The organism is Streptomyces sp. NPDC033845 (assembly GCF_055576225.1).
Map to the genome: position 1 here is coordinate 36,912 of NZ_JBVIRI010000022.1, position 16,921 is coordinate 53,832.

23 protein-coding genes are annotated in these 16,921 nt (G+C 70.2%); 15 read left to right on the forward strand and 8 right to left on the reverse strand.

What is annotated here, in order from left to right; all coding sequences use genetic code 11:
• The first annotated feature begins 269 nt into the window (after window positions 1-269).
• The 3 genes from ACZ50K_RS31650 to ACZ50K_RS31660 are packed head-to-tail and all read left to right on the forward strand — an operon-like array spanning window position 270 to window position 3,197.
• Window positions 270-1,517: an IS256 family transposase gene (locus tag ACZ50K_RS31650; RefSeq protein WP_468909593.1), complete on the forward strand. Its 1,248-nt coding sequence runs from the start codon at window positions 270-272 to the stop codon at window positions 1,515-1,517.
• Window positions 1,450-2,703, forward strand: a complete 1,254-nt coding sequence (locus tag ACZ50K_RS31655) for an IS256 family transposase (RefSeq protein ID WP_468909415.1) — start codon at window positions 1,450-1,452, stop codon at window positions 2,701-2,703. Before ACZ50K_RS31650 ends, ACZ50K_RS31655 begins: the two co-directional genes overlap by 68 nt.
• On the forward strand, window positions 2,700-3,197 hold the full coding sequence (locus ACZ50K_RS31660) for an HAD domain-containing protein (RefSeq protein WP_282685289.1): 498 nt from the start codon (window positions 2,700-2,702) through the stop codon (window positions 3,195-3,197). The genes ACZ50K_RS31655 and ACZ50K_RS31660 overlap by 4 nt, the downstream gene beginning before the upstream one ends.
• Window positions 3,198-3,524: 327 nt before the next feature.
• Here ACZ50K_RS31660 and ACZ50K_RS31665 read toward each other — a convergent pair whose 3' ends face one another.
• Both ACZ50K_RS31665 and ACZ50K_RS31670 read right to left on the reverse strand, forming a co-directional pair.
• The gene (locus ACZ50K_RS31665) at window positions 3,525-3,767 is read right to left on the reverse strand and encodes a hypothetical protein (protein ID WP_468909417.1); all 243 of its coding nucleotides are present in this window, start codon (window positions 3,765-3,767) and stop codon (window positions 3,525-3,527) included.
• Window positions 3,755-4,114 (reverse strand): hypothetical protein, encoded by a 360-nt coding sequence (locus ACZ50K_RS31670; protein WP_468909419.1) that lies wholly within the window; start codon window positions 4,112-4,114, stop codon window positions 3,755-3,757. The genes ACZ50K_RS31665 and ACZ50K_RS31670 overlap by 13 nt, the downstream gene beginning before the upstream one ends.
• 64 nt (window positions 4,115-4,178) lie before the next feature.
• Between ACZ50K_RS31670 and ACZ50K_RS31675 the strand changes: the two genes are divergently transcribed.
• Entirely contained in the window at window positions 4,179-4,532 is a 354-nt protein-coding gene (locus ACZ50K_RS31675; protein WP_468909421.1) for an Imm51 family immunity protein, read from the forward strand.
• A 74-nt stretch (window positions 4,533-4,606) separates the two neighbouring features.
• On the opposite strand, the gene ACZ50K_RS31680 is transcribed toward ACZ50K_RS31675, so the two are convergent.
• Window positions 4,607-4,972: an HIT family protein gene (locus ACZ50K_RS31680; RefSeq protein ID WP_468909424.1), complete on the reverse strand. Its 366-nt coding sequence runs from the start codon at window positions 4,970-4,972 to the stop codon at window positions 4,607-4,609.
• Between the two features lie 154 nt (window positions 4,973-5,126).
• On the reverse strand, window positions 5,127-5,483 hold the full coding sequence (locus tag ACZ50K_RS31685) for an STAS domain-containing protein (protein WP_468909427.1): 357 nt from the start codon (window positions 5,481-5,483) through the stop codon (window positions 5,127-5,129).
• A gap of 898 nt (window positions 5,484-6,381) precedes the next feature.
• Here ACZ50K_RS31685 and ACZ50K_RS31690 point away from each other — a divergent pair.
• Window positions 6,382-6,732, forward strand: a complete 351-nt coding sequence (locus ACZ50K_RS31690) for a MerR family transcriptional regulator (RefSeq protein WP_468909430.1) — start codon at window positions 6,382-6,384, stop codon at window positions 6,730-6,732.
• 109 nt (window positions 6,733-6,841) lie between these two features.
• Entirely contained in the window at window positions 6,842-7,174 is a 333-nt protein-coding gene (locus ACZ50K_RS31695; protein WP_468909433.1) for an STAS domain-containing protein, read from the forward strand.
• 29 nt (window positions 7,175-7,203) lie between these two features.
• Here ACZ50K_RS31695 and ACZ50K_RS31700 read toward each other — a convergent pair whose 3' ends face one another.
• The gene (locus ACZ50K_RS31700) at window positions 7,204-7,356 is read right to left on the reverse strand and encodes a hypothetical protein (RefSeq protein WP_468909436.1); all 153 of its coding nucleotides are present in this window, start codon (window positions 7,354-7,356) and stop codon (window positions 7,204-7,206) included.
• A gap of 474 nt (window positions 7,357-7,830) precedes the next feature.
• Between ACZ50K_RS31700 and ACZ50K_RS31705 the strand changes: the two genes are divergently transcribed.
• Window positions 7,831-8,259, forward strand: a complete 429-nt coding sequence (locus tag ACZ50K_RS31705; protein ID WP_468909438.1) for an ATP-binding protein — start codon at window positions 7,831-7,833, stop codon at window positions 8,257-8,259.
• Window positions 8,260-8,376: 117 nt separating this feature from the next.
• Window positions 8,377-8,598, forward strand: a complete 222-nt coding sequence (locus ACZ50K_RS31710) for a hypothetical protein (RefSeq protein WP_468909441.1) — start codon at window positions 8,377-8,379, stop codon at window positions 8,596-8,598.
• Window positions 8,599-8,681: 83 nt separating this feature from the next.
• Here the strand turns inward: ACZ50K_RS31710 and ACZ50K_RS31715 are convergent, their stop codons facing one another.
• Window positions 8,682-9,185: a methyltransferase domain-containing protein gene (locus ACZ50K_RS31715; RefSeq protein ID WP_468909443.1), complete on the reverse strand. Its 504-nt coding sequence runs from the start codon at window positions 9,183-9,185 to the stop codon at window positions 8,682-8,684.
• A 336-nt stretch (window positions 9,186-9,521) separates the two neighbouring features.
• Between ACZ50K_RS31715 and ACZ50K_RS31720 the strand changes: the two genes are divergently transcribed.
• The 5 genes from ACZ50K_RS31720 to ACZ50K_RS31740 all read left to right on the forward strand — a co-directional run bounded on the left by ACZ50K_RS31720 (window position 9,522) and on the right by ACZ50K_RS31740 (window position 12,724).
• Window positions 9,522-10,139, forward strand: coding sequence for an FG-GAP repeat domain-containing protein (locus tag ACZ50K_RS31720; protein ID WP_468909446.1), 618 nt, complete (start codon window positions 9,522-9,524; stop codon window positions 10,137-10,139).
• 45 nt (window positions 10,140-10,184) lie between these two features.
• Window positions 10,185-11,117, forward strand: a complete 933-nt coding sequence (locus tag ACZ50K_RS31725) for an FG-GAP repeat domain-containing protein (protein WP_468909447.1) — start codon at window positions 10,185-10,187, stop codon at window positions 11,115-11,117.
• A gap of 433 nt (window positions 11,118-11,550) precedes the next feature.
• Entirely contained in the window at window positions 11,551-11,922 is a 372-nt protein-coding gene (locus tag ACZ50K_RS31730) for a hypothetical protein (RefSeq protein WP_468909450.1), read from the forward strand.
• A gap of 5 nt (window positions 11,923-11,927) precedes the next feature.
• A complete protein-coding gene (locus ACZ50K_RS31735) occupies window positions 11,928-12,341 on the forward strand; it encodes a HEAT repeat domain-containing protein (protein WP_468909452.1) in 414 nt (137 codons plus the stop codon).
• Window positions 12,342-12,379: 38 nt separating this feature from the next.
• Window positions 12,380-12,724 (forward strand): hypothetical protein, encoded by a 345-nt coding sequence (locus ACZ50K_RS31740; protein ID WP_468909455.1) that lies wholly within the window; start codon window positions 12,380-12,382, stop codon window positions 12,722-12,724.
• 226 nt (window positions 12,725-12,950) lie between these two features.
• Here the strand turns inward: ACZ50K_RS31740 and ACZ50K_RS31745 are convergent, their stop codons facing one another.
• Both ACZ50K_RS31745 and ACZ50K_RS31750 read right to left on the reverse strand, forming a co-directional pair.
• The gene (locus tag ACZ50K_RS31745) at window positions 12,951-14,225 is read right to left on the reverse strand and encodes a caspase family protein (protein WP_468909459.1); all 1,275 of its coding nucleotides are present in this window, start codon (window positions 14,223-14,225) and stop codon (window positions 12,951-12,953) included.
• 3 nt (window positions 14,226-14,228) lie between these two features.
• Complete coding sequence (locus ACZ50K_RS31750) at window positions 14,229-14,645, reverse strand: effector-associated constant component EACC1 (RefSeq protein ID WP_468909462.1); 417 nt, start codon at window positions 14,643-14,645, stop codon at window positions 14,229-14,231.
• Window positions 14,646-15,382: 737 nt separating this feature from the next.
• Between ACZ50K_RS31750 and ACZ50K_RS31755 the strand changes: the two genes are divergently transcribed.
• Both ACZ50K_RS31755 and ACZ50K_RS31760 read left to right on the forward strand, forming a co-directional pair.
• Window positions 15,383-16,201, forward strand: a complete 819-nt coding sequence (locus ACZ50K_RS31755; RefSeq protein ID WP_468909464.1) for a DUF4253 domain-containing protein — start codon at window positions 15,383-15,385, stop codon at window positions 16,199-16,201.
• Between the two features lie 293 nt (window positions 16,202-16,494).
• Entirely contained in the window at window positions 16,495-16,752 is a 258-nt protein-coding gene (locus ACZ50K_RS31760) for a hypothetical protein (protein ID WP_468909466.1), read from the forward strand.
• Window positions 16,753-16,921 lie beyond the last annotated feature (169 nt).

A 16,921-nucleotide genomic window follows, 5' to 3' on the forward strand; every position in this document is an offset into this window, starting at 1 on the left:
ACGGATCAACATGCAGACTCGCTTTGGCGCCCATGAAGTTTCCCCGTGATCTCGGACACGTGATCGTTATGCCGCGAGGGCGCGCTGGCGGAGTGTCATGAATCAGGTGGGCACTTGCTCAGAAGGGACCCCTGATGGACGCGAAGACTGGTCACCTGATCGAGGACGCTGACGGCGTGTCGGTTGCGGTGCTGGACGATGGCGTCGACGGTGCCGGTGTGACATCGAAGACGACGGCGGCGAGCCGGGAAGCGGCGGCCGCGCACGGGCTGAGCCCCGCTCTGTTGGACGAGCTGGCCGAGCTCGCTGCCGGCAAGGTCCGCGACGGCGGGCTGCGGCTGATGGGCGAGGGCGGCCTGCTGGTCGAGCTCACCCGGCATCTGATGCAGGCCGCCGTCGAGGCGGAGATGGACCTGCACCTGGCCGAGGAGGCCGGCCGCACCTGCGGCCGGGGCTCCCGGTCCGGCGGCAATGCCCGCAACGGCTACCGGTCCCGGAAGGTGATGACGGAAGTCGGCAGCGTGACGGTGCAGGTCCCACGCGACCGGCTGGGCACCTTCGCCTCCGGCCTGCTGCCGAAGTACGCACGCCGTACCGGCGGCCTGGAGGAGATGGTCCTCTCGCTGACCGCGAAGGGCCTCACCACCGGGGAGATCGTCGCGCATCTCGCCGAGACCTACGGCATGGAGACATCGAAGGAGACGGTCTCCACGATCACGGACAAGGCCCTGGAAGCCATGGCCGACTGGCGCACGCGTCCGCTCGATGCGGTCTACCCGGTCCTGTTCGTGGACTGCGTGAACGTGAAGATCAGAGACGGTGCGGTGGCGAACCGGCCCCTCTACGTGGTCCTCGCGGTCACCTGCGACGGCCACCGCGAGATCCTCGGACTGTGGGCCGGCGACGGAGGCGAGGGCGCCAAGTACTGGCAGAACGTCCTTGCCGAGCTGCAGAACCGCGGGGTGAGGGACGTGCTCATGCTCGGATGTGACGGCCTGAAGGGCCTGCCCGAGGCGGTCAACACCGTCTTCCCCCAGACGGTGGTCCAGCTCTGCATCGTTCACCTCATCCGCACCACCCTGAAGTACATCTCGCGCGCCGACTGGGACAAGGCCGCCCGCGACCTCAAGCCCGTCTACACCGCCGCCAACGAGGACGAGGCTCTCGCCCGGCTCGCCGAGTTCAGCGAGACATGGCAGGCCAAGTACCCCGCCGCGGTCCGCGCCTGGGAAAGATCCTGGAGCGAGGTCGTGCCCTTCCTCAGCTTCCCGCCGCCGATCCGGAAGATCATCTCGACCACGAACGCGATCGAGAGGAGCAATGCTCAAGACCTGTGGATCGGACTCGGGAGGGGTGCCTCACGGAACGCGGAGGGCGTACCTTCCCGAGTGATCGATTTCTGGTCATCGAGTAGGCCCGCGTTGCAGCGCGGGTCGGGAAGGCACGCCCGTGCTGAGCGTGGTCAACGAGGACGGCACCACCCAGAGCGGCTCCCTGATGGACGACATCGTCCGTGAGGGCGCCCGTCGGATGCTCGCCGCGGCCCTGGAAGCCGAAGTCAACCAGTACATAGCCGAGTTGGCGGGCGAGCGGGACGAGGCCGGTCGCCGTCTGGTGGTCCGCAACGGCCACCACCGCGAGCGGACGGTGACCACCGCCGCCGGGCCGATTGCGGTGAAGGCGCCGCGGGTGAACGACAAGCGGGTCGATGGTGAGACGGGCGAGCGCAAGCGGTTCTCGTCGAAGATCCTCGCCCCCTGGTGCCGGAAGTCCCCGAAGATCAGCGAGGTCCTGCCCCTCCTCTACCTGCACGGTCTGTCCTCCGGCGACTTCGTGCCCGCGATGGAGCAGTTCCTCGGCTCGGCCGCTGGGCTCTCGCCGGCCACGGTGACCCGGCTGACCAGGCAGTGGATCGACGACCACGCCGCCTTCCAGGACCGGGACCTGTCCGGATCCGACTACGTGTACGTGTGGGCCGACGGCGTCCACCCCAAGATCCGCCTCGGCCAGGCCCGCTCCTGCGTCCTGGTCCTCATGGGCGTGCGCACCGACGGCAGTAAGGAGCTGATCGCGCTCGCCGAGGGCCTGCGCGAGTCGACCGAGTCCTGGGCCGACCTCCTGCGTGACTGCCGCCGGCGCGGCATGCGCGATCCCCAGCTCGTCGTCGGCGACGGAGCCATGGGACTGTGGCGGGCCCTGGCCGAGGTGTTTCCGCAGGCCAGACATCAAAGGTGCTGGGTTCACAAAACCCGGAACGTGGTCAACTCCCTGCCGAAATCGGCCCAGCCCGGCGCGAAGAAGGCGCTGCAGGAGATCTACAACGCCGAGGACCGCGATCACGCCGAGAAGGCGGTGAAGGACTTCGAACGCTTCTACGGCGCGAAGTGGCCCAAGGCCGTCAAGAAGATCACCGACGACGTCGACGAGCTCCTGGCGTTCTACGACTTCCCGGCCGAGCACTGGGTCCACCTGCGCACGACGAATCCGATCGAGTCGACCTTCAGCACGGTAAAGCTGCGGAACAAGGTCACCCGCGGCGCCGGCAGCCCGGCCGCGGCCCTGGCGATGGTGTTCAAGCTCGCCGAGTCCGCCCAGGCCCGCTGGCGCGCGATCACCGCACCCCACCTCGTCCTTCTCGTCCGCAACGGCGCCCGGTTCGAACGCGGTGCCCTGGTCGAGCGTGAGCAGGAGGCTGCGGCATGAGTGAGCGCAAGCAACGCCCGCTGCTGTTCCTGGACGTCGACGGACCTCTCCTGCCGTTCGGTGACGGCCCGCAGCGCGAACCGTCAGGCACCGCGACAGATGCGCACCTGACGCGGCTCGACCCACACCTCGGGCCTCTCCTCGCGGCATTGCCGTGCGAGCTGGTCTGGGCCACCACCTGGGAAGAAGCGGCGAACATCGACATCGCGCCGCGGCTCGGCCTGCCACCCTTGCCGGTCGTGCACTGGCCGGAAACCTCCGACGCGCATGCACGCGAGGACCAGTGGTACGGGCTCCACTGGAAGACCCGAACCCTGGCGGCATGGGCGGACGGACGCCCGTTCATCTGGGTCGACGACGAGATCACCGAAGCCGATCGAGACTGGGTGTCCACCCACCACCCCACCCCGGCCCTACTCCACCGCATCACGTCGTCCCGCGGCCTCACCAACGAAGACTTCGCCGCCCTCGATCAATGGCTGCGGGCCACTTGAGGCTGCCCGCGGTGATCCACAGGAATTGACAATTGCTCCTGTTGGGCAGCACGTGAACTGTGAGGGGACGGGTCGGCACCGGCGGCCGGCGGGGGAGGCGCCCGTGAAGCCGGGTCCGGTCTGTGTCTGTGGGGGTGCGGGGTCTACCACCCGGCCTGTCTCCCGCTCGTCCCGGCGCTTGGACCCGCCCGGCACGCCAAGTCCCCTGCCGCTCCCGAGTAGGCTCCCCGGCCCTGCGGTCGGTAGTCGGGACCACGGTGGTGCGGTTGCTGGCTGCATGGCCGACCTGCTGGAACCGGTAGCTGCACCGGGGCCGGGGGAGGGCCGCTACGGCCATTCCATGTCGCGGGGGCCGGGGTTGAGTGCCCGGGTGGCGGTGTGGAGGTTGTGGTGGAGGAGCGTGGTCCCGGACTCGGGTTCGGTGTAGGCGGTGTGGACTCCGCCGAGGACCAGGCCGGGGGAGGAGAGGGTGTCCCACACCACCGCGTAGGTGTCCGGGCCGCCCGCCCCGGCGGGGGTGAGGATGCCTCGGGTGCGTTCCTGCCCGGTGGTCGCCGTCAGCTCGGCCACCGAGACCGCGAGGAACCGTTGCCCTCCATCCCGGTCCGCTCGTGCGTGAACACGGCCACGGGGTCGCTGCCCGGGGGCGGGGCGTGCTGCCGATAGTGCCGCAGGTGCGGCACGGTCGTCAGCGCTTTCAGCGTGCGCGCGGCCTGGGCGGCGTCTTCGGCGGCTTCCTTTCCGCCGTTCTCGGCGAAGACCCGGCAGGCTTCCAGGAGGGGCGCGAAGATGCTGCGGGCCGGCCACGTCACCACCAGGGTGCTGCGGCCGGCCGGCGAGCCGGGTCCGGCGAAGGCAGGATCGGCCGGCCTTGCCGAGCGCGGTGAGCGCCGCCCTCCAGGCAGGAGCGGACGCACACCTGCTCAGCCTGACAGGCCACCTGGACCAGCCTCGGATCACGGCCATCTCTACTATCGCCGGATGACCGATGCATCAGCTCTGGCCCCGTTCCGCCTGGACGAAGGCAGCGACTCTGATCCCTTCCACTGCCTCTACTTCGTCGAAATGGACCAGGTCGCCGACGTCTTCGGTGAGCACCACGCCGAGAGCAACGGTCACGGCTGGGAAGGCCTGGCGGAGTCCCTGGTCCACTCCCACATGCCCGAAAGTGTCGAAGAACTCCACTTTGGATCAGAGGGCGACGCCTTCGTAGTCACAAGCCTCGATCTCAAGGCCCTCACGGAGCTGGCCGTTCTCCTGCACTCCGCCTTCCATAACCGCGAACTCCTCAGCCACTACCTCCTCACGGCCGACCGATGCTTCCTCGATCGATAGAGCCCGTATCCGGGGCCAGGGCTGGCCGGAACTCGGGGCCACCGATAGTCGTGAACAAAGCCTCCCCCCGATGTTCAGATGGCTTGTGGTCTCGGTCCCTCGGCGATAGCTGAGGCCAGCTGCGTGATCGGGTTGCCTTGGACCTGGCGCTTCGAACGGTCGGTGGGCCATGTGGAGAAGCCGTCATTGCCCCACCGAGGGATCACGTGGAAGTGCAGGTGGGACACGGATTGCTCCGAACCGGGGCCGCTGGCATGGAGGATGTTTATCCCGCCGGCCTGAAGCGCGGACCGCATGGTGTCGGTCACCCGCCGCACCAGCGCCATGGTCTCCGCAAGGACCTCCGGCGGCGTGTCGAAGATGTCGGCGAAGTGCGATGTCGGGACGACCAGTGTGTGGCCGGGGGCTATCGGTGTGAGCGGGGCGAAGGCAGAAGCCACCGGCCCGCGAGAAACCCACAGGGCCGAGCCAGCATGAATGAGTCCACAGAAGGCACAGTCCATGACATCCGACCCTGGCAGGCCTTGAGCGGCTTTGACCAGTCGTTTTGGGGTTGGCACCCGGCGACGAGAGGCCGTGCCGCAGAGGTCGACGTCAGCCGGACGCTTCCGGGGTGGCTGGTGGTGGGGTGAGGTCGAAGAGGGAGAGGGCTCCGCAGCGGTCGAGGAACTGGAGGAGTTGTGGTTGGGGCTCGTTCAGGCGGAGGGTGCGTCCGTGGGCGAGGGCTGCCAGTTGGGCGCGCAGGAGCATGTTGAGTCCGGTGGAGTCGCAGAACGCGAGCTCGCTGACGTCGACGGTGATCTCCGCCGGGCTGTCCGGGTCGGTGGCGAGGCGTTGCAGGGTGGCGTCGATCCGGGCGGTCTGGTCGGCGTCCATGTCGAGCTCCCCGGTGATGCGCACCGCTGGTGGCCGGGCCGCGGGCAGGGGTGTGGGCTGTTCGTGATCGGTCATCGTTCCCCCGTGGTAGCCGTTTCCCCCGCCGACCGTAACCGCTGGGGGGTGGTGTGCTCGCGCCCCGCCCTCACCTGGCCTGATCGTCTTCCGCGGCGGCAGGCGTTCGCACGCATCTACCCGCCATCGCGGACATCATGCCCCTCCGGCGTTCGATTACCTCCCTGTCACCTATCCGAAAATCTATGACGGCCGGAGTAGACATCCGGTGCTGTGGTGGTTATGGTTTCTCTCGTAACCCAGAAAGAACGAAGGGCCTGGCAGAGACGAACTGCCGGGCAGCAGTACAGGTTGTTGCAGTTCGGCAGTGCGGTGCGGTGGTGGAGTGTCGAAGCCAGAGCGGTTGCAGGTCGGCGACGGGACTGGTCACCGGACCGGGTGGCCCGCGGTCATCAGGGGCCACCACACGCAGTACCAGCAGTTCGCAGTAGGCAGTACCTCGGTCAGGCGTCGAAGGCAGGCGTCCGCACCGGGACGTTCGGCAGTGGGGTTCTAAGCCAGAGCAGATGCAGGATGGGCGACGGGGCTGGCTGCCGGAAGCGTGGCGCTCGGTCAGGCCACGAGCAGTTCGCATCACCAGCAGTACCAGCAGTTCTGAGTGGAGCAGTATCAGCAGTCCCAGTGGTATGCAGTTGATCATCCGAGGGATGAACGGAGGGATTGAGCGCCATCAGGATCGCCCGGACGCCACGCGAGTCCGGGTACCGCAGGACATCGTTTGTGAGGTGGTCTCCGGTCGAGCAACCGCGATCCCAGCAGGACCTGCCCATCCCCCGGACGGGCTTGCGGAGTTGATGAGGCCGGCGCAGTACCAGGGCCGGCAGATGGTGTAGCAGTTCCTTCGGGGCCCTGGTGCCACAGGCACCAGGGCCCCTCCGTGTTCCAGAACGAAGGTGTGATGACCACAGACGACACGCTCGGCCGTCTCGACGACGATGACTTCCCCGCCTACACGATGGGCCGGGCCGCCGAGATGCTCGGCACCACCCAGAGCTTCCTGCGCGCGATCGGGGACGCCCGCCTGATCACCCCGCTCCGCTCCCCGGGCGGCCACCGGCGGTACTCCCGCTACCAGCTGCGCATCGCCGCCCGCGCCCGCGAGCTCGTCGACCGGGGCACCCCCGTCGAGGCGGCCTGCGGCATCGTCATCCTCGAAGACCAGCTGCAGGAGGCGCAGCGCATCAACGCCGAGCAGCAGCAGGCCGCCACCGCTGCTACGGCGCCGGCGAGGCAGCGGACCGCGGCCTGACCGGCACCCGCTTCACGCACCTTCACGAGCCGATGTGGAGAACCCCCGCATCGGCTCTTCCCCATCCCCCTGCCCAGCCGAAGCCCCTGACCCCGATCAAGGAATGCCCGTGGGACAAGACGTCGTGGTACTTCCTGACGAGGGCGACGGCGTCCGCGTGATCGCGTGCTCCGGAGACTTCGACCAGGCCACCTTGGCCCCGCTGCGGCGGGCCTGCGCACGAGCCCTCGCCGACCCGGCGGTCCGGCGGATCGTCCTCGACGTCAGCCGCGTCACCTTCGTCGACTCCTCCATGCTCGACGCCATGCTGCACCTGCAGCGCAGCGGCCGCCTGGTCCTGGCCGGCCCGCTGCCCCGCCTCCTGGCCCAGGTCCTGGAGATCGCCCTGGCCGGCCAGCTGTTCACGATCGCCGGCAGTGTGGAAGAGGCCCGCGCCCTGTAGTCGCGGCACCCGGCGACGGCGTGCACGGGTCAGGCCCGGTGCCCGCTTCGGCCGGGGACGGCGCCGCCGGGCCGCCCCCGTTCATGCGCGGTGAGGGCGGCGGCGAGCTGGAGCCGGGCCTTGAGGAGCTCATGCCATTCGGTGCCGGTGAGCTGGCGGCGGATGAGAGCGGCCTCGTACACCGCGAACCGGCCGGGCCCAGCGGCGGATCGGGCGGGCCGGTGTGCGTGGGGGCGTCATGCCGTTGCAACGCCGGCGTAGCGGGGCTGCGGCCATGCCGGTGGCACCCGGGAGCGCCGCCGGAACCCGCGGGGGCCGGCTTGTCATGGGGTGGGAATGCGTGCCGCCCCGGGATCTTCTTCCCCGAGCTCCCGGGGCGGCCCCCGCACGCCGGCTGTTCAGCGGCCGACTGCGGCGGGAGGGAATTCGACGCCCGCCCGGGTCTGCGTTCGGGGTCCGGCCGACGGTACGGGGGCGCGGCCGGAACCATCCCGGTCCTCGCCTGCCCGCTACAGAAAGCGGTCCGACAGCCTGTTCAAGGTCACCAACACCGCTCCCGCCCTCCGCTGGGCGGACAGTCTGCAGCAGGCGATCAACTGCCGAACGCCGCACCCTCGGCCGATTCGGACGCCACATCCCAGGGCAGGCGATACAGCATGAATCCGACCGCAGCCGTCGACGGCACCCCCGGCCCCCACCACAGCCGCCCCGTCGCGCAGGCGGCCGGCACCGCGGCGGCCGCCCGCCGCCGGGTCACCGAGCTGCTCCGGGCTGCGGGCGCCGCCCTCGACAGCACCGCCGCCGGGGACGCCCTCCTGGTCGCCTCGGAGCTCGTCACCAACGCGATCCGCCACGGCGGCGGCATCACCGCCTTCCACGCCGCCTTCAACGGGGACACCCTGCGCCTGGCCGTCAGCGACGCCAGCCCCGAATGTCCCGCGGCCCGCTCCACCGGCCACGGGCACCCCGGCGGATACGGCTGGCCCCTCATCCGGCTCCTCGCCGATCACATCGACATCACCCTCCTCGCCGGCGGCGGGAAGACGATCACCGCCGTCCAGCGCCTCACAGCGAACCCGGCGTAAAGGCGTGTACCGCACCCATGACGGTGCGGTGTCGGTGCCCGGGATGAGCAGAACTCACCTGGGCCCACACCCGTTCAGGGGCGCCTCCACCAGGCCCACGCCGAATACCGGGCCGATGTGGCCGGTCTGCCGTGGAGTGTGGAGCCGATGCCGGGCTGGCCGCGCGGCCAGCGGTACTCCCACCGCGGCGACGTCCCCGACAGCCCCGGCTGGACCGAAGAGCAGAAGGCCACAGCGGACACCCTGTGGGCCGAGATCCGCGAGCTGGACCAGGACCTCGTAGCGGCCCGCATGGCCCTCAAGCGGCAGGCCCGGCTGGCTTCTGCCGAGGCGGCGTAGCCGGTCATGCCCGACCCCCCTCCTGCCGCCCCCGCGGTACGAGCTCCAGACGCCACACCGCGGGCGGGCCGGGGCGGCGGTGCTCACCCCCGGGCGGACGGCTCCTTCAGAGGGTGGGCGCGGGGGAGTGAGGTGGCGGGGGTGTCGAGCCAGGGGGTGTGGTGGCCGTCGGCGGTGACGGTCATCCCGTATCGGGCGACCGCGGGCCGGCCGGCCGTCTGCCACCACCGGTGGGCGCGTTCGATCTCGTCCCAGAGGCGGCGGGGGCCGGATTGGCGGACGGTGAAGGTGTCGGACTGCCGGCCGTCCCAGTCGCTACTGGCCCGGCTGTCTCCGCCGGTCTCGGCGACCCACAGCCGCACCGGTGCGTGCTCGCCGGAGGTGTCCCAGGAGTGCCAGGCGCGGGGGACGGCCTGTCCGATGTGGAACTGGGCGTCGAGGTCCTCCCCGGCGACCGCCCACGGCGAGAGGACGCTCTCGCCGGTGTCCGCCCGCCGGCCGGGCCCGGCCGCGGTGTCGAGGGCGGCGGCCACGCGCTGGGTGGAGATCAGCATGTACGAGCCGTGCGCCGCGAACCACCCCGACACCGCACCCCCGTTCTCGGGGCACCTGCCTTCGTCTCCCCTCCCAGGCTGCACCCGATGCGCGGATCCGGCGGCCGGAGCGCGTCCGCCCCGGTGCCGTCCGGGCCAGGCCACCGCGGTGGTCGGTGGAGTGGCCGGCGGGGCAGGTGACCGGCGGATGCCGGGCTTGTATCGCTCACTGGCCGAGGGCTGGAGGGATGCGGACCCTGGTGTGGAGGTGGGTGGGGGCCGTCGTAGGCTCCTGGTCTGATCATGCGGATCTCAGGGGGGGGTGCCGCCATGGCTATGGCGAGTGGGAGCAGGGGTGGGGCCGTGTTGGCGGCTCTGGTGTGTGCTTCGGTGGCGGGGGCGGTTCTCGCGCCGGTCCCGGTGTCGGCAGCGGAGGACCGGTCGGCGGTGGCCGGTGCGGCGGCCGCGGGGGTGAAGGCGCGTTTCGATCTCGACGGTGACGGCCGCAGCGAGCGTCTGCACCGATCGGCCTACACGGGGCGGCTGATCGTGACCCAGTCCAAGTCGGGTGCGGCCTCCACGTTCGCGATCGGTACCGGCCCGGAGGATGCCACGGCGAAGGAGATCCTTCCCGCGGGCAACCTGGCGGGCAGCGCGGCCCCCGACATCCTGATCCTGCGCTCCGACGGCGGCCTCTCCCTCTACGCCACCGTGAGCTCCACGGCCACCGCCAAACCCGCTTCCTGGACCGGGTACGGCTGGCAGATCTACAGCAAGGTCGTGGCTGCCGGTGACCTGACCCGGGACGGGCATCTGGACCTGCTGGCCCGCACCCCGGAGGGTGCGCTGTACCTCTACACGGGGACGGGCACCGTCACCGTGCCGTTCAGGGCGCGGGTCAAGGTGGGTGACGGCTGGCAGGGCTACGACCAGCTGGTGGGCACGGGTGACCTGGACGGGGACCAGGTCGCCGACCTGGTGGCCAAGACGGTCACCGGCGACCTGTAATTCTACAAGGGGACCGGCTCGCCCAAGGCTCCCTTCAAGGCGCGGGTGAAGGTGGGCGGGGGCTGGAACGCCTACAACCAGATCATCGCCGCCGAAGACCTCGACAACGACGGCAAGGCGGACCTGCGGGCCCGGACCCTGGAGGGCGCCTACTACCGGTTCCGCTCCTTGGGCGGCGGTAAGTTCGCCGCCCGCGCCTACGAGGCCAAGGGGGGCGAGAGCGTCGCCTACCAGGTGGGCGAGGGCGGGGTGCCGGACTACGGCCGGCACGAGCTCTACTTCGTCGACCGGGCCTACAGGACCTTCACCGCCCGCACCCTCGCCAACGGCAAGCTGGCCCCGGCCAAGACGCACGGTACCGGCTCGAACACCAGAGCCTGGAGCACCAGGTTCGGCTCGGCACTGGACGAGAGCGACGAAGGCTGCCTCCTCGACGCCTTCCTGCCGGGCCTGATGTGCGGCGTCGAGGTCTCCAAGAGCGACAAGTTCTACAGCTACGCGGAGATGGTCGGGCCGGGAGACTTCAACGGCGACGGCAAGGGCGACGTCATCGGCATCGACAGCTGGGGAACGCTGCTCCTGCACCCCGGGACGCCGGGCCAGGTCTACCCGAAGGTGGGCTGGCCCGTGCGGATCGGGACCCGCTGGTCGACGGACATACTGGCCGCCGGCGGGGACATCACCGGCGACGGCCGCCCCGACCTCATCTCCCGCGACGGCGACCGCCTTTACGTCCACCCCGGCACCGGCTCCCCGACGGCCCCCTTCCCCACCCGCGTCCTGATCGGTGGGGGATGGGGCGCCTACGAGCACCTGGCCGTGCCCGGCGACATGACCGGCGACGGCCGCGCCGACCTGATCGCCGTCACCCCCGCCGGTGACGCATACCGCTACAACGCCACCGGCCTGCCCGGCACGGCCACCTTCGCCGCGCGCACGAAGATCGGCACGGGATGGCGCTACGAGTACATGAGCTGAAAGGGATGGCCCCGACGGACATACCAGTCGGAACGGCCGGACTCTTCCCGCCCCCGGCCGCACGGCGGCCACCGCGAGCTCACCCCCCGTTCCCCCGTAGGCCGCACAGTCCAGCCCAGAAGGGGTGCCGGGGGCCCAGGGGAGGAAGTCAGGGCCCGGCACCCCGGAGCTGGGGGACGGCTCGGTACATCGACCGGTCCAACGCCCCAGGCGCTGAAACGTCACGGCACCCGGGCCGAGGCACCCACGGGCCGGTGAACGGCCGGCACGGCTGCCAGCCGCGCCCAGCACAATCCCTGTATGTGCTACGACGTGGCCGTAGGGGAAGGCGTCCGCCCTGCCGACGACGCGGCGGCGACGGCGACCTTCGAGGACCTGTACCGCCGGCAGGCACATGAGCCACGAGGGAGGCCGGAAGACTCTGCCGACGCCCTTGATCAGGCAGTACGTTGAGGCGCTGGTGACCCGCTGGCCTGACCTGGGCCCCGATGACGACGAGGAGAACGAGGACGCCAGCCCCTGGTCCGACGGCCCGCTGATCGACAACGCCAGCGGCCCGCTCTTCTACTTCGGCATGGTCTTCAGCAAGTGCCGGCAGGCCGCACCGTTCGCCGCGGACCTCGCCCGAACGCTCGGTCCCGTCTGCTTCGACCCCCAAGACCAGCGCCTGACCTCCGCACCCACCGCACCGGTGGCCACGGTCACGGACGGACACGCACCACTGATGACGCTCTCCGGAATCGGCTCTGACCGTGATTGCGTGATGGTCGAATGGGCGGGCGAAAATGGGGCTGTGCCAGAGTGAGAACCATGACCCGTTCCCAGTGTGAAGACGAGCTCACCTCGTTCCTTGAGGGCTCGACTTCCCCTTCATGGTCCGTGAGAGCAGCCTCAGGCCGGAGCCTGGCGCCCCATGCCGAGGTTCCCGAAGTAGCTGAGGTCCTGCACCGGCTGCTGCTGGATGACCGCGACACTTTCGTCACTCAGGAGACGGCGGAGGCTCTGCTCGAACGCTGGGACGTTCTTGGTCTGCGCATGGTGTTGACCGCATTCGCCAGCGCGGACGACGACGCTGGCGATCACCTTGATGCTGCGATCCTAAATGTCTGCTGTCAGTCCACGGAGGACGGGAAACGGTTCGCGGCACTCTGCTCAGCGTTGATGTCGGATGCGGATAGCGACGTAAGGAAGGAAGCCCGCAGGATTCTCAAACCACTGCAGTGAACTGAATACCCAACCGAGGCCATGGAAGGACACCCTCCATGCCCATCGGCCCTGGACACGACGACTCCGAGTTCGACAACTACGACCCCGCCGGGAAAGAGCAGAACACCCCCTTCAGGGACTGGCTGACCGACAAGCTCGCCACCGTCGGCAACAGCCACCCCCACGACATCGCCGCCGTCTGCGCCCCCTCCAACCGCTACAACGGCCTCACCGACACCGACAAGACCACCCTCGCACTGCTCAGCGTGACGTCCTTCGACGCCGTCCACGCCGCGCACACGGCAGACCTTGCCGAATGGGCGGGGAAACAGCGACTGCGCGCCCACCTGGACCTGGCCGTCCTGGACGCGGACCTTGACCGGATCCGCCACCGTTCCTGAGACGCCCTGCGAGAGTGGATCCGGCTGGCCCCTGCTGCCGACTTCGGTCACCTGGTGCTGACGCCCGGCTGGTTGGGTATCGCCCTACAGGCAGCCACCGCCTGGCGCCTGACCCGCGCCGGCCGCCCCCCAGTCCTGTAGAGGCCCAGACCGCCCTCCGACCCCGAGGAAGGCCCGCAGTGCCGCCTACCGAACCCGTCCTGCCCGCCACCAACTCACCGGGGACTCAGCCCCGCTGGATCCTACGGGTGTCGATGAGGAGCCCGCGGATCCCGTCTCGGGTCTGCACCACCAGCACATCGTCAAGCAGATCCACGGCCAGGTACCACGTCCCCGGCACCAATTCCATGTCCAGCGTCGCCGTGCCGTCCTCGCTCAGGATCTGGCGGGCCTCCGGGACGGCGAACCAGTAGGGCTCGAAGGCCGGTGTCTCGGCCACCGGATCGTTTGCGTGGGCGTATCCGTATTGGATGCCGCCAGTCTCAAACAGGAGCCCTCGGCGGCCGTCGGCGGTTTGCACGATGAGGGCTTCACCAAGCCACTCCACGCCCAGGTACCAGACTCCTGTGGCCAACTCCGTCATCGGGGTCAACGAGCCGTCCAGGCCCATGAGCGGACGCGGCACCGGCACGGCGAACCAGAACACCTCCAGGTCTGTTTCAGGGGTGGCTGCGGCGGCACTGGCGAGGCTTCGTGCGGGGTCCCGCCGCTCTACCGGTTCCACTGATTCGCCTTCGGCCTCCTTCGAGGCGTCCTCTTTCCGAACAGCCCGGTTGCGGGCGATCGCGATCTGGCCGCCTGTGTTGCGGTTGCGCTGTTGCGGGAGCGGGCGGGACCGGCCTGCCAGCTGCTGGTACATGTGGCGGTAGAGGGCGTCCATGTCGAGCGGATCGGGCTGGTCGGGGATCCCCTCGGTCAGGGTCCGGATCAGCTCGCCGGTGAACGCGGTGTACGTCTCCCCTGGCGGGGAGAGCGCCGGACGGGTTTCGGAGGAGGCGGTGAGCAGGAAGGTTCCCTCGACGACGGCATGGTCGGCGATATGCGCGCTCGCGCTCATCTGACCGATCAGGGCACGGCCGCTGTAGCAGCAGTCCAGGATGACCACGGTGCGCAAGGCCCGCGACTGTAGGTCCAGCACGGCCCGGCGCAGGTACTCATACCGCAGCGAGGTGTATTCGCGGTCGCGGTCCGAGTCCGGGAGGGTCAGGTACAGCTCGTCCGTGTACGGATCTGTCAGGCCGTGCCCGGCGTAGTAGACGAGCAGGGTGTCCTCGGCCCGGCGGGCTCCCTCCCGGACCGCATCGATCACCTCGCCGGCGCTGCGCGGCTGCGAGATCACGGTGCATGCCGTTTCCGGCAAGCCCCATACCTCTGGGTCGATGAGCGTCCTCTGTAGGCCTTCCAGGTTGCGGGCGACCGCGGGCAGGTTCTCCATACGCGCGTACTCGTGGACCCCGACCAGCACGGCCTCAGACCGCGCCGGGTCCGACAGCTCTGCCACGGTCTACTCACTGTCTCCGTCCGCCGGGGCGGATACGGGCCCGGAGTGTGCGTTCCAGATCCGCAGAATCTCCTCGACGGTCTCGGGCGAGCCGTCCTGCAGGGTGATCACTGCACCATCGCGTTCGAGCCGCACCTGGGGTGGGCGCGGACGCGTGCCTCTCCATGCCGCAACCGCGGCGATCAGGTTGGCCACGGCGATGCTGTTGCTGAGCACGACGTTGACGATTTCCAGGGCATTGCCCATATGGCCTGTGTCAGGTCTCTGCCCCGACCTCATCGAAACGCTCGCGTGGCGGCGCAGCTCGGGGTCCGCTGCCAACCACCGGTACAGCGACGTCACATATTCGGTGGCGGGACCGGCGCTGCGACCGCCGGCCGCACCGCCCGTGCCGTCGCTCAATGCGAGGTTGATCTCCACGCGCTGGTCCCCTCCCCCGATGGTGCCTGGCAGGACTCATGGTACGGGCGGGCCTGTATGTGCGACGGGGTTTCCGCGCGCTCGCGTGGCCCGCTTACCGAAGCGGGACCATGCCCTCGGCGGCGAAGGCGTCGAGTTCCTGTCGAGTCGTGCACTGTGCTCGCTGGGGAGGGGTGCCCCAGGTGTTCCAGCCAGAGCGCTTGTCCTTTTCCCACTTCTCCCATGCGCGCTTTCGGCGCTCCTCCAAGGTCACGCCCGGGCGCCGTACAGGGCCCCGGGGGACGGTCCCCCCTCTGGTGGTTCAGCGCGGCCACCCGACCTTCGTCACCCTCGGCGCGAGCTTCTTCGCGGCGCCGGCCCAGGCGGCGGCACCCTTGGCAGCCATCGATCGGGGTGGGCTCCACGGGGTCACGCCGCGCGGCCGGCGGAGCTGCCCCGCCGCGGTTCTTCGTCACACAGCCTCCTCTGTACGGCGCCCCGCGGGCGCAGCTCTGCTGGTGGTCGCGGTACTACTGGGCGCCCTGCACTACCCTGTCCGGCGAGTCGAGCCAGACACGCGGGCCCTACCAGTCCACGGTGAGACCGAAGTGGTCATGCGCGGGACGGCCTTCGTCGTCCCACCACTGGAAGGCGGCCTCAGTCTCGTCACAGATCCGGCGTCGTCGGCCCCATCCGCCTTAGCCGGGCCGCGCGGTGCAACGCACCACCATGTGCGACCGAGGGAAGCAGCACACACCATGAACCGTCATAGCGGCATCGACGGCGGCGGCGACCGCGTCACCGAGATCCTGCGGACGGCCGGATTCACCGTCCCGTCCGCAGGGGTCGAACAGGCATGGGCGCGTTCCGGCGCGCGGGTCCTGGGCCGCCCGATCCCGGCAGGCGGTGCCGAGTCGATGTGGCGCGGGCTGCTGGGGCTGCGGGAGAGCACCGGCTTCCACCCGGTGCTCTCCGAGCTGCCTCCCTCGCTCCTGGTGGCCGGAGAGCCCGCCGACCCGGACGTCTTCGACGAACGGGCCGCGCGGGTCCCTGGCGAGATCGTCGCCGAGATCACGGCGGCAGCCCTCGCCGAGTCCCTCGCGTATGCGGAGGACCAGGACGAGGCGGAAGGCTGGCGGGCCGACTTCGACCCGGAGCGACTGGCAGGGGAGATCTCCCCGGAACCACACCCGGCCCCGGCCCTCGATCTCCGGCCCGACTGGCTCTGCCTGGTCGAGACCGGAACCGGGGACGGAGTGGGGGAGGGCTGGTCGGTGCCGGAGGTGCTGCCCGGATACCCGTACGCCCCGGCGTGGGCGCACGGCCCGGACGGCCGCCCGATGTTCGACTCCGACCACGCGGCCTTCCTGCACATCTGGCACGACCGGTTCGGGGCCGAGCTGATGTACATCGGCCGGCGGAGCCTGATCCTGGACGTGGCCCGGCCGCCCCGGGAGTCCCGGGAGGTGGCGCGGACCGCGATCGGGCAGTACGCGTACTGCCCGGACGGGAACGACACCACCTCCTGGGCGAACCGCTGGACCCGCTCCGGGACCTGGCAGTTCACCTGGGACTGACCGCAACCGTCCCGCACGCCGGTGGCCCCGGCGGGTATCCCCCCGCCGGGGCCCCGGGCTATTCCGCGAGGATGAGCGAACCAATCACCGCTGACCGCAGGTGTTCCCATCTGCCAGTGGCACCTCCTGGCCGCCGTGGGCATTCTGGCGCCGCCCCTCCGCGAGCTCCTCAACGACCTCATCGACCGGGACGCGCCCAGCGCCGGGGCGGGGGCCGATGTCAGACCGCCCTCGTAGCGTCGAAGGAGAGGGGCCGAACCCCGACGGCCCCGGAGCACCCAAAGGGGCCGGCCATGGGCGAGATCAGCATCGAGCGCAAGCACCTCGACCGGCTGCTGGCCGACAGCGCGAGCGCCTACGGCGCCCCCTACCAGCGGGCCTTCGCCGAACTCGCCGAAGCCCACCGCGGCCGGCCCGCCCCCGAGATCCTCCCCCTGCTGCGCCGGGCCGCCGACGAAGCGCTGATCGGCTTCACGGACGCGGACCTGCGCGAGCAGGCCCAGGCCATCAGCACGGGGGAGCCGTACATCCTGCGCGTCACGGTGGCTTGACTCAGACGGGCATGCCCCCCCGGCCGGCAGGCCTCAACGGGCCCAGGGGCAACGCCCGGCCCGGCCCCGAGAGACAGATCCTCCTCCCGGCGGGACGGGGAAGCCCGCACCGTGGCCGTCAGAGCACTTCGACCTCGCCGCGCTCCCCTGACCGGGAGCGCACGGTGTG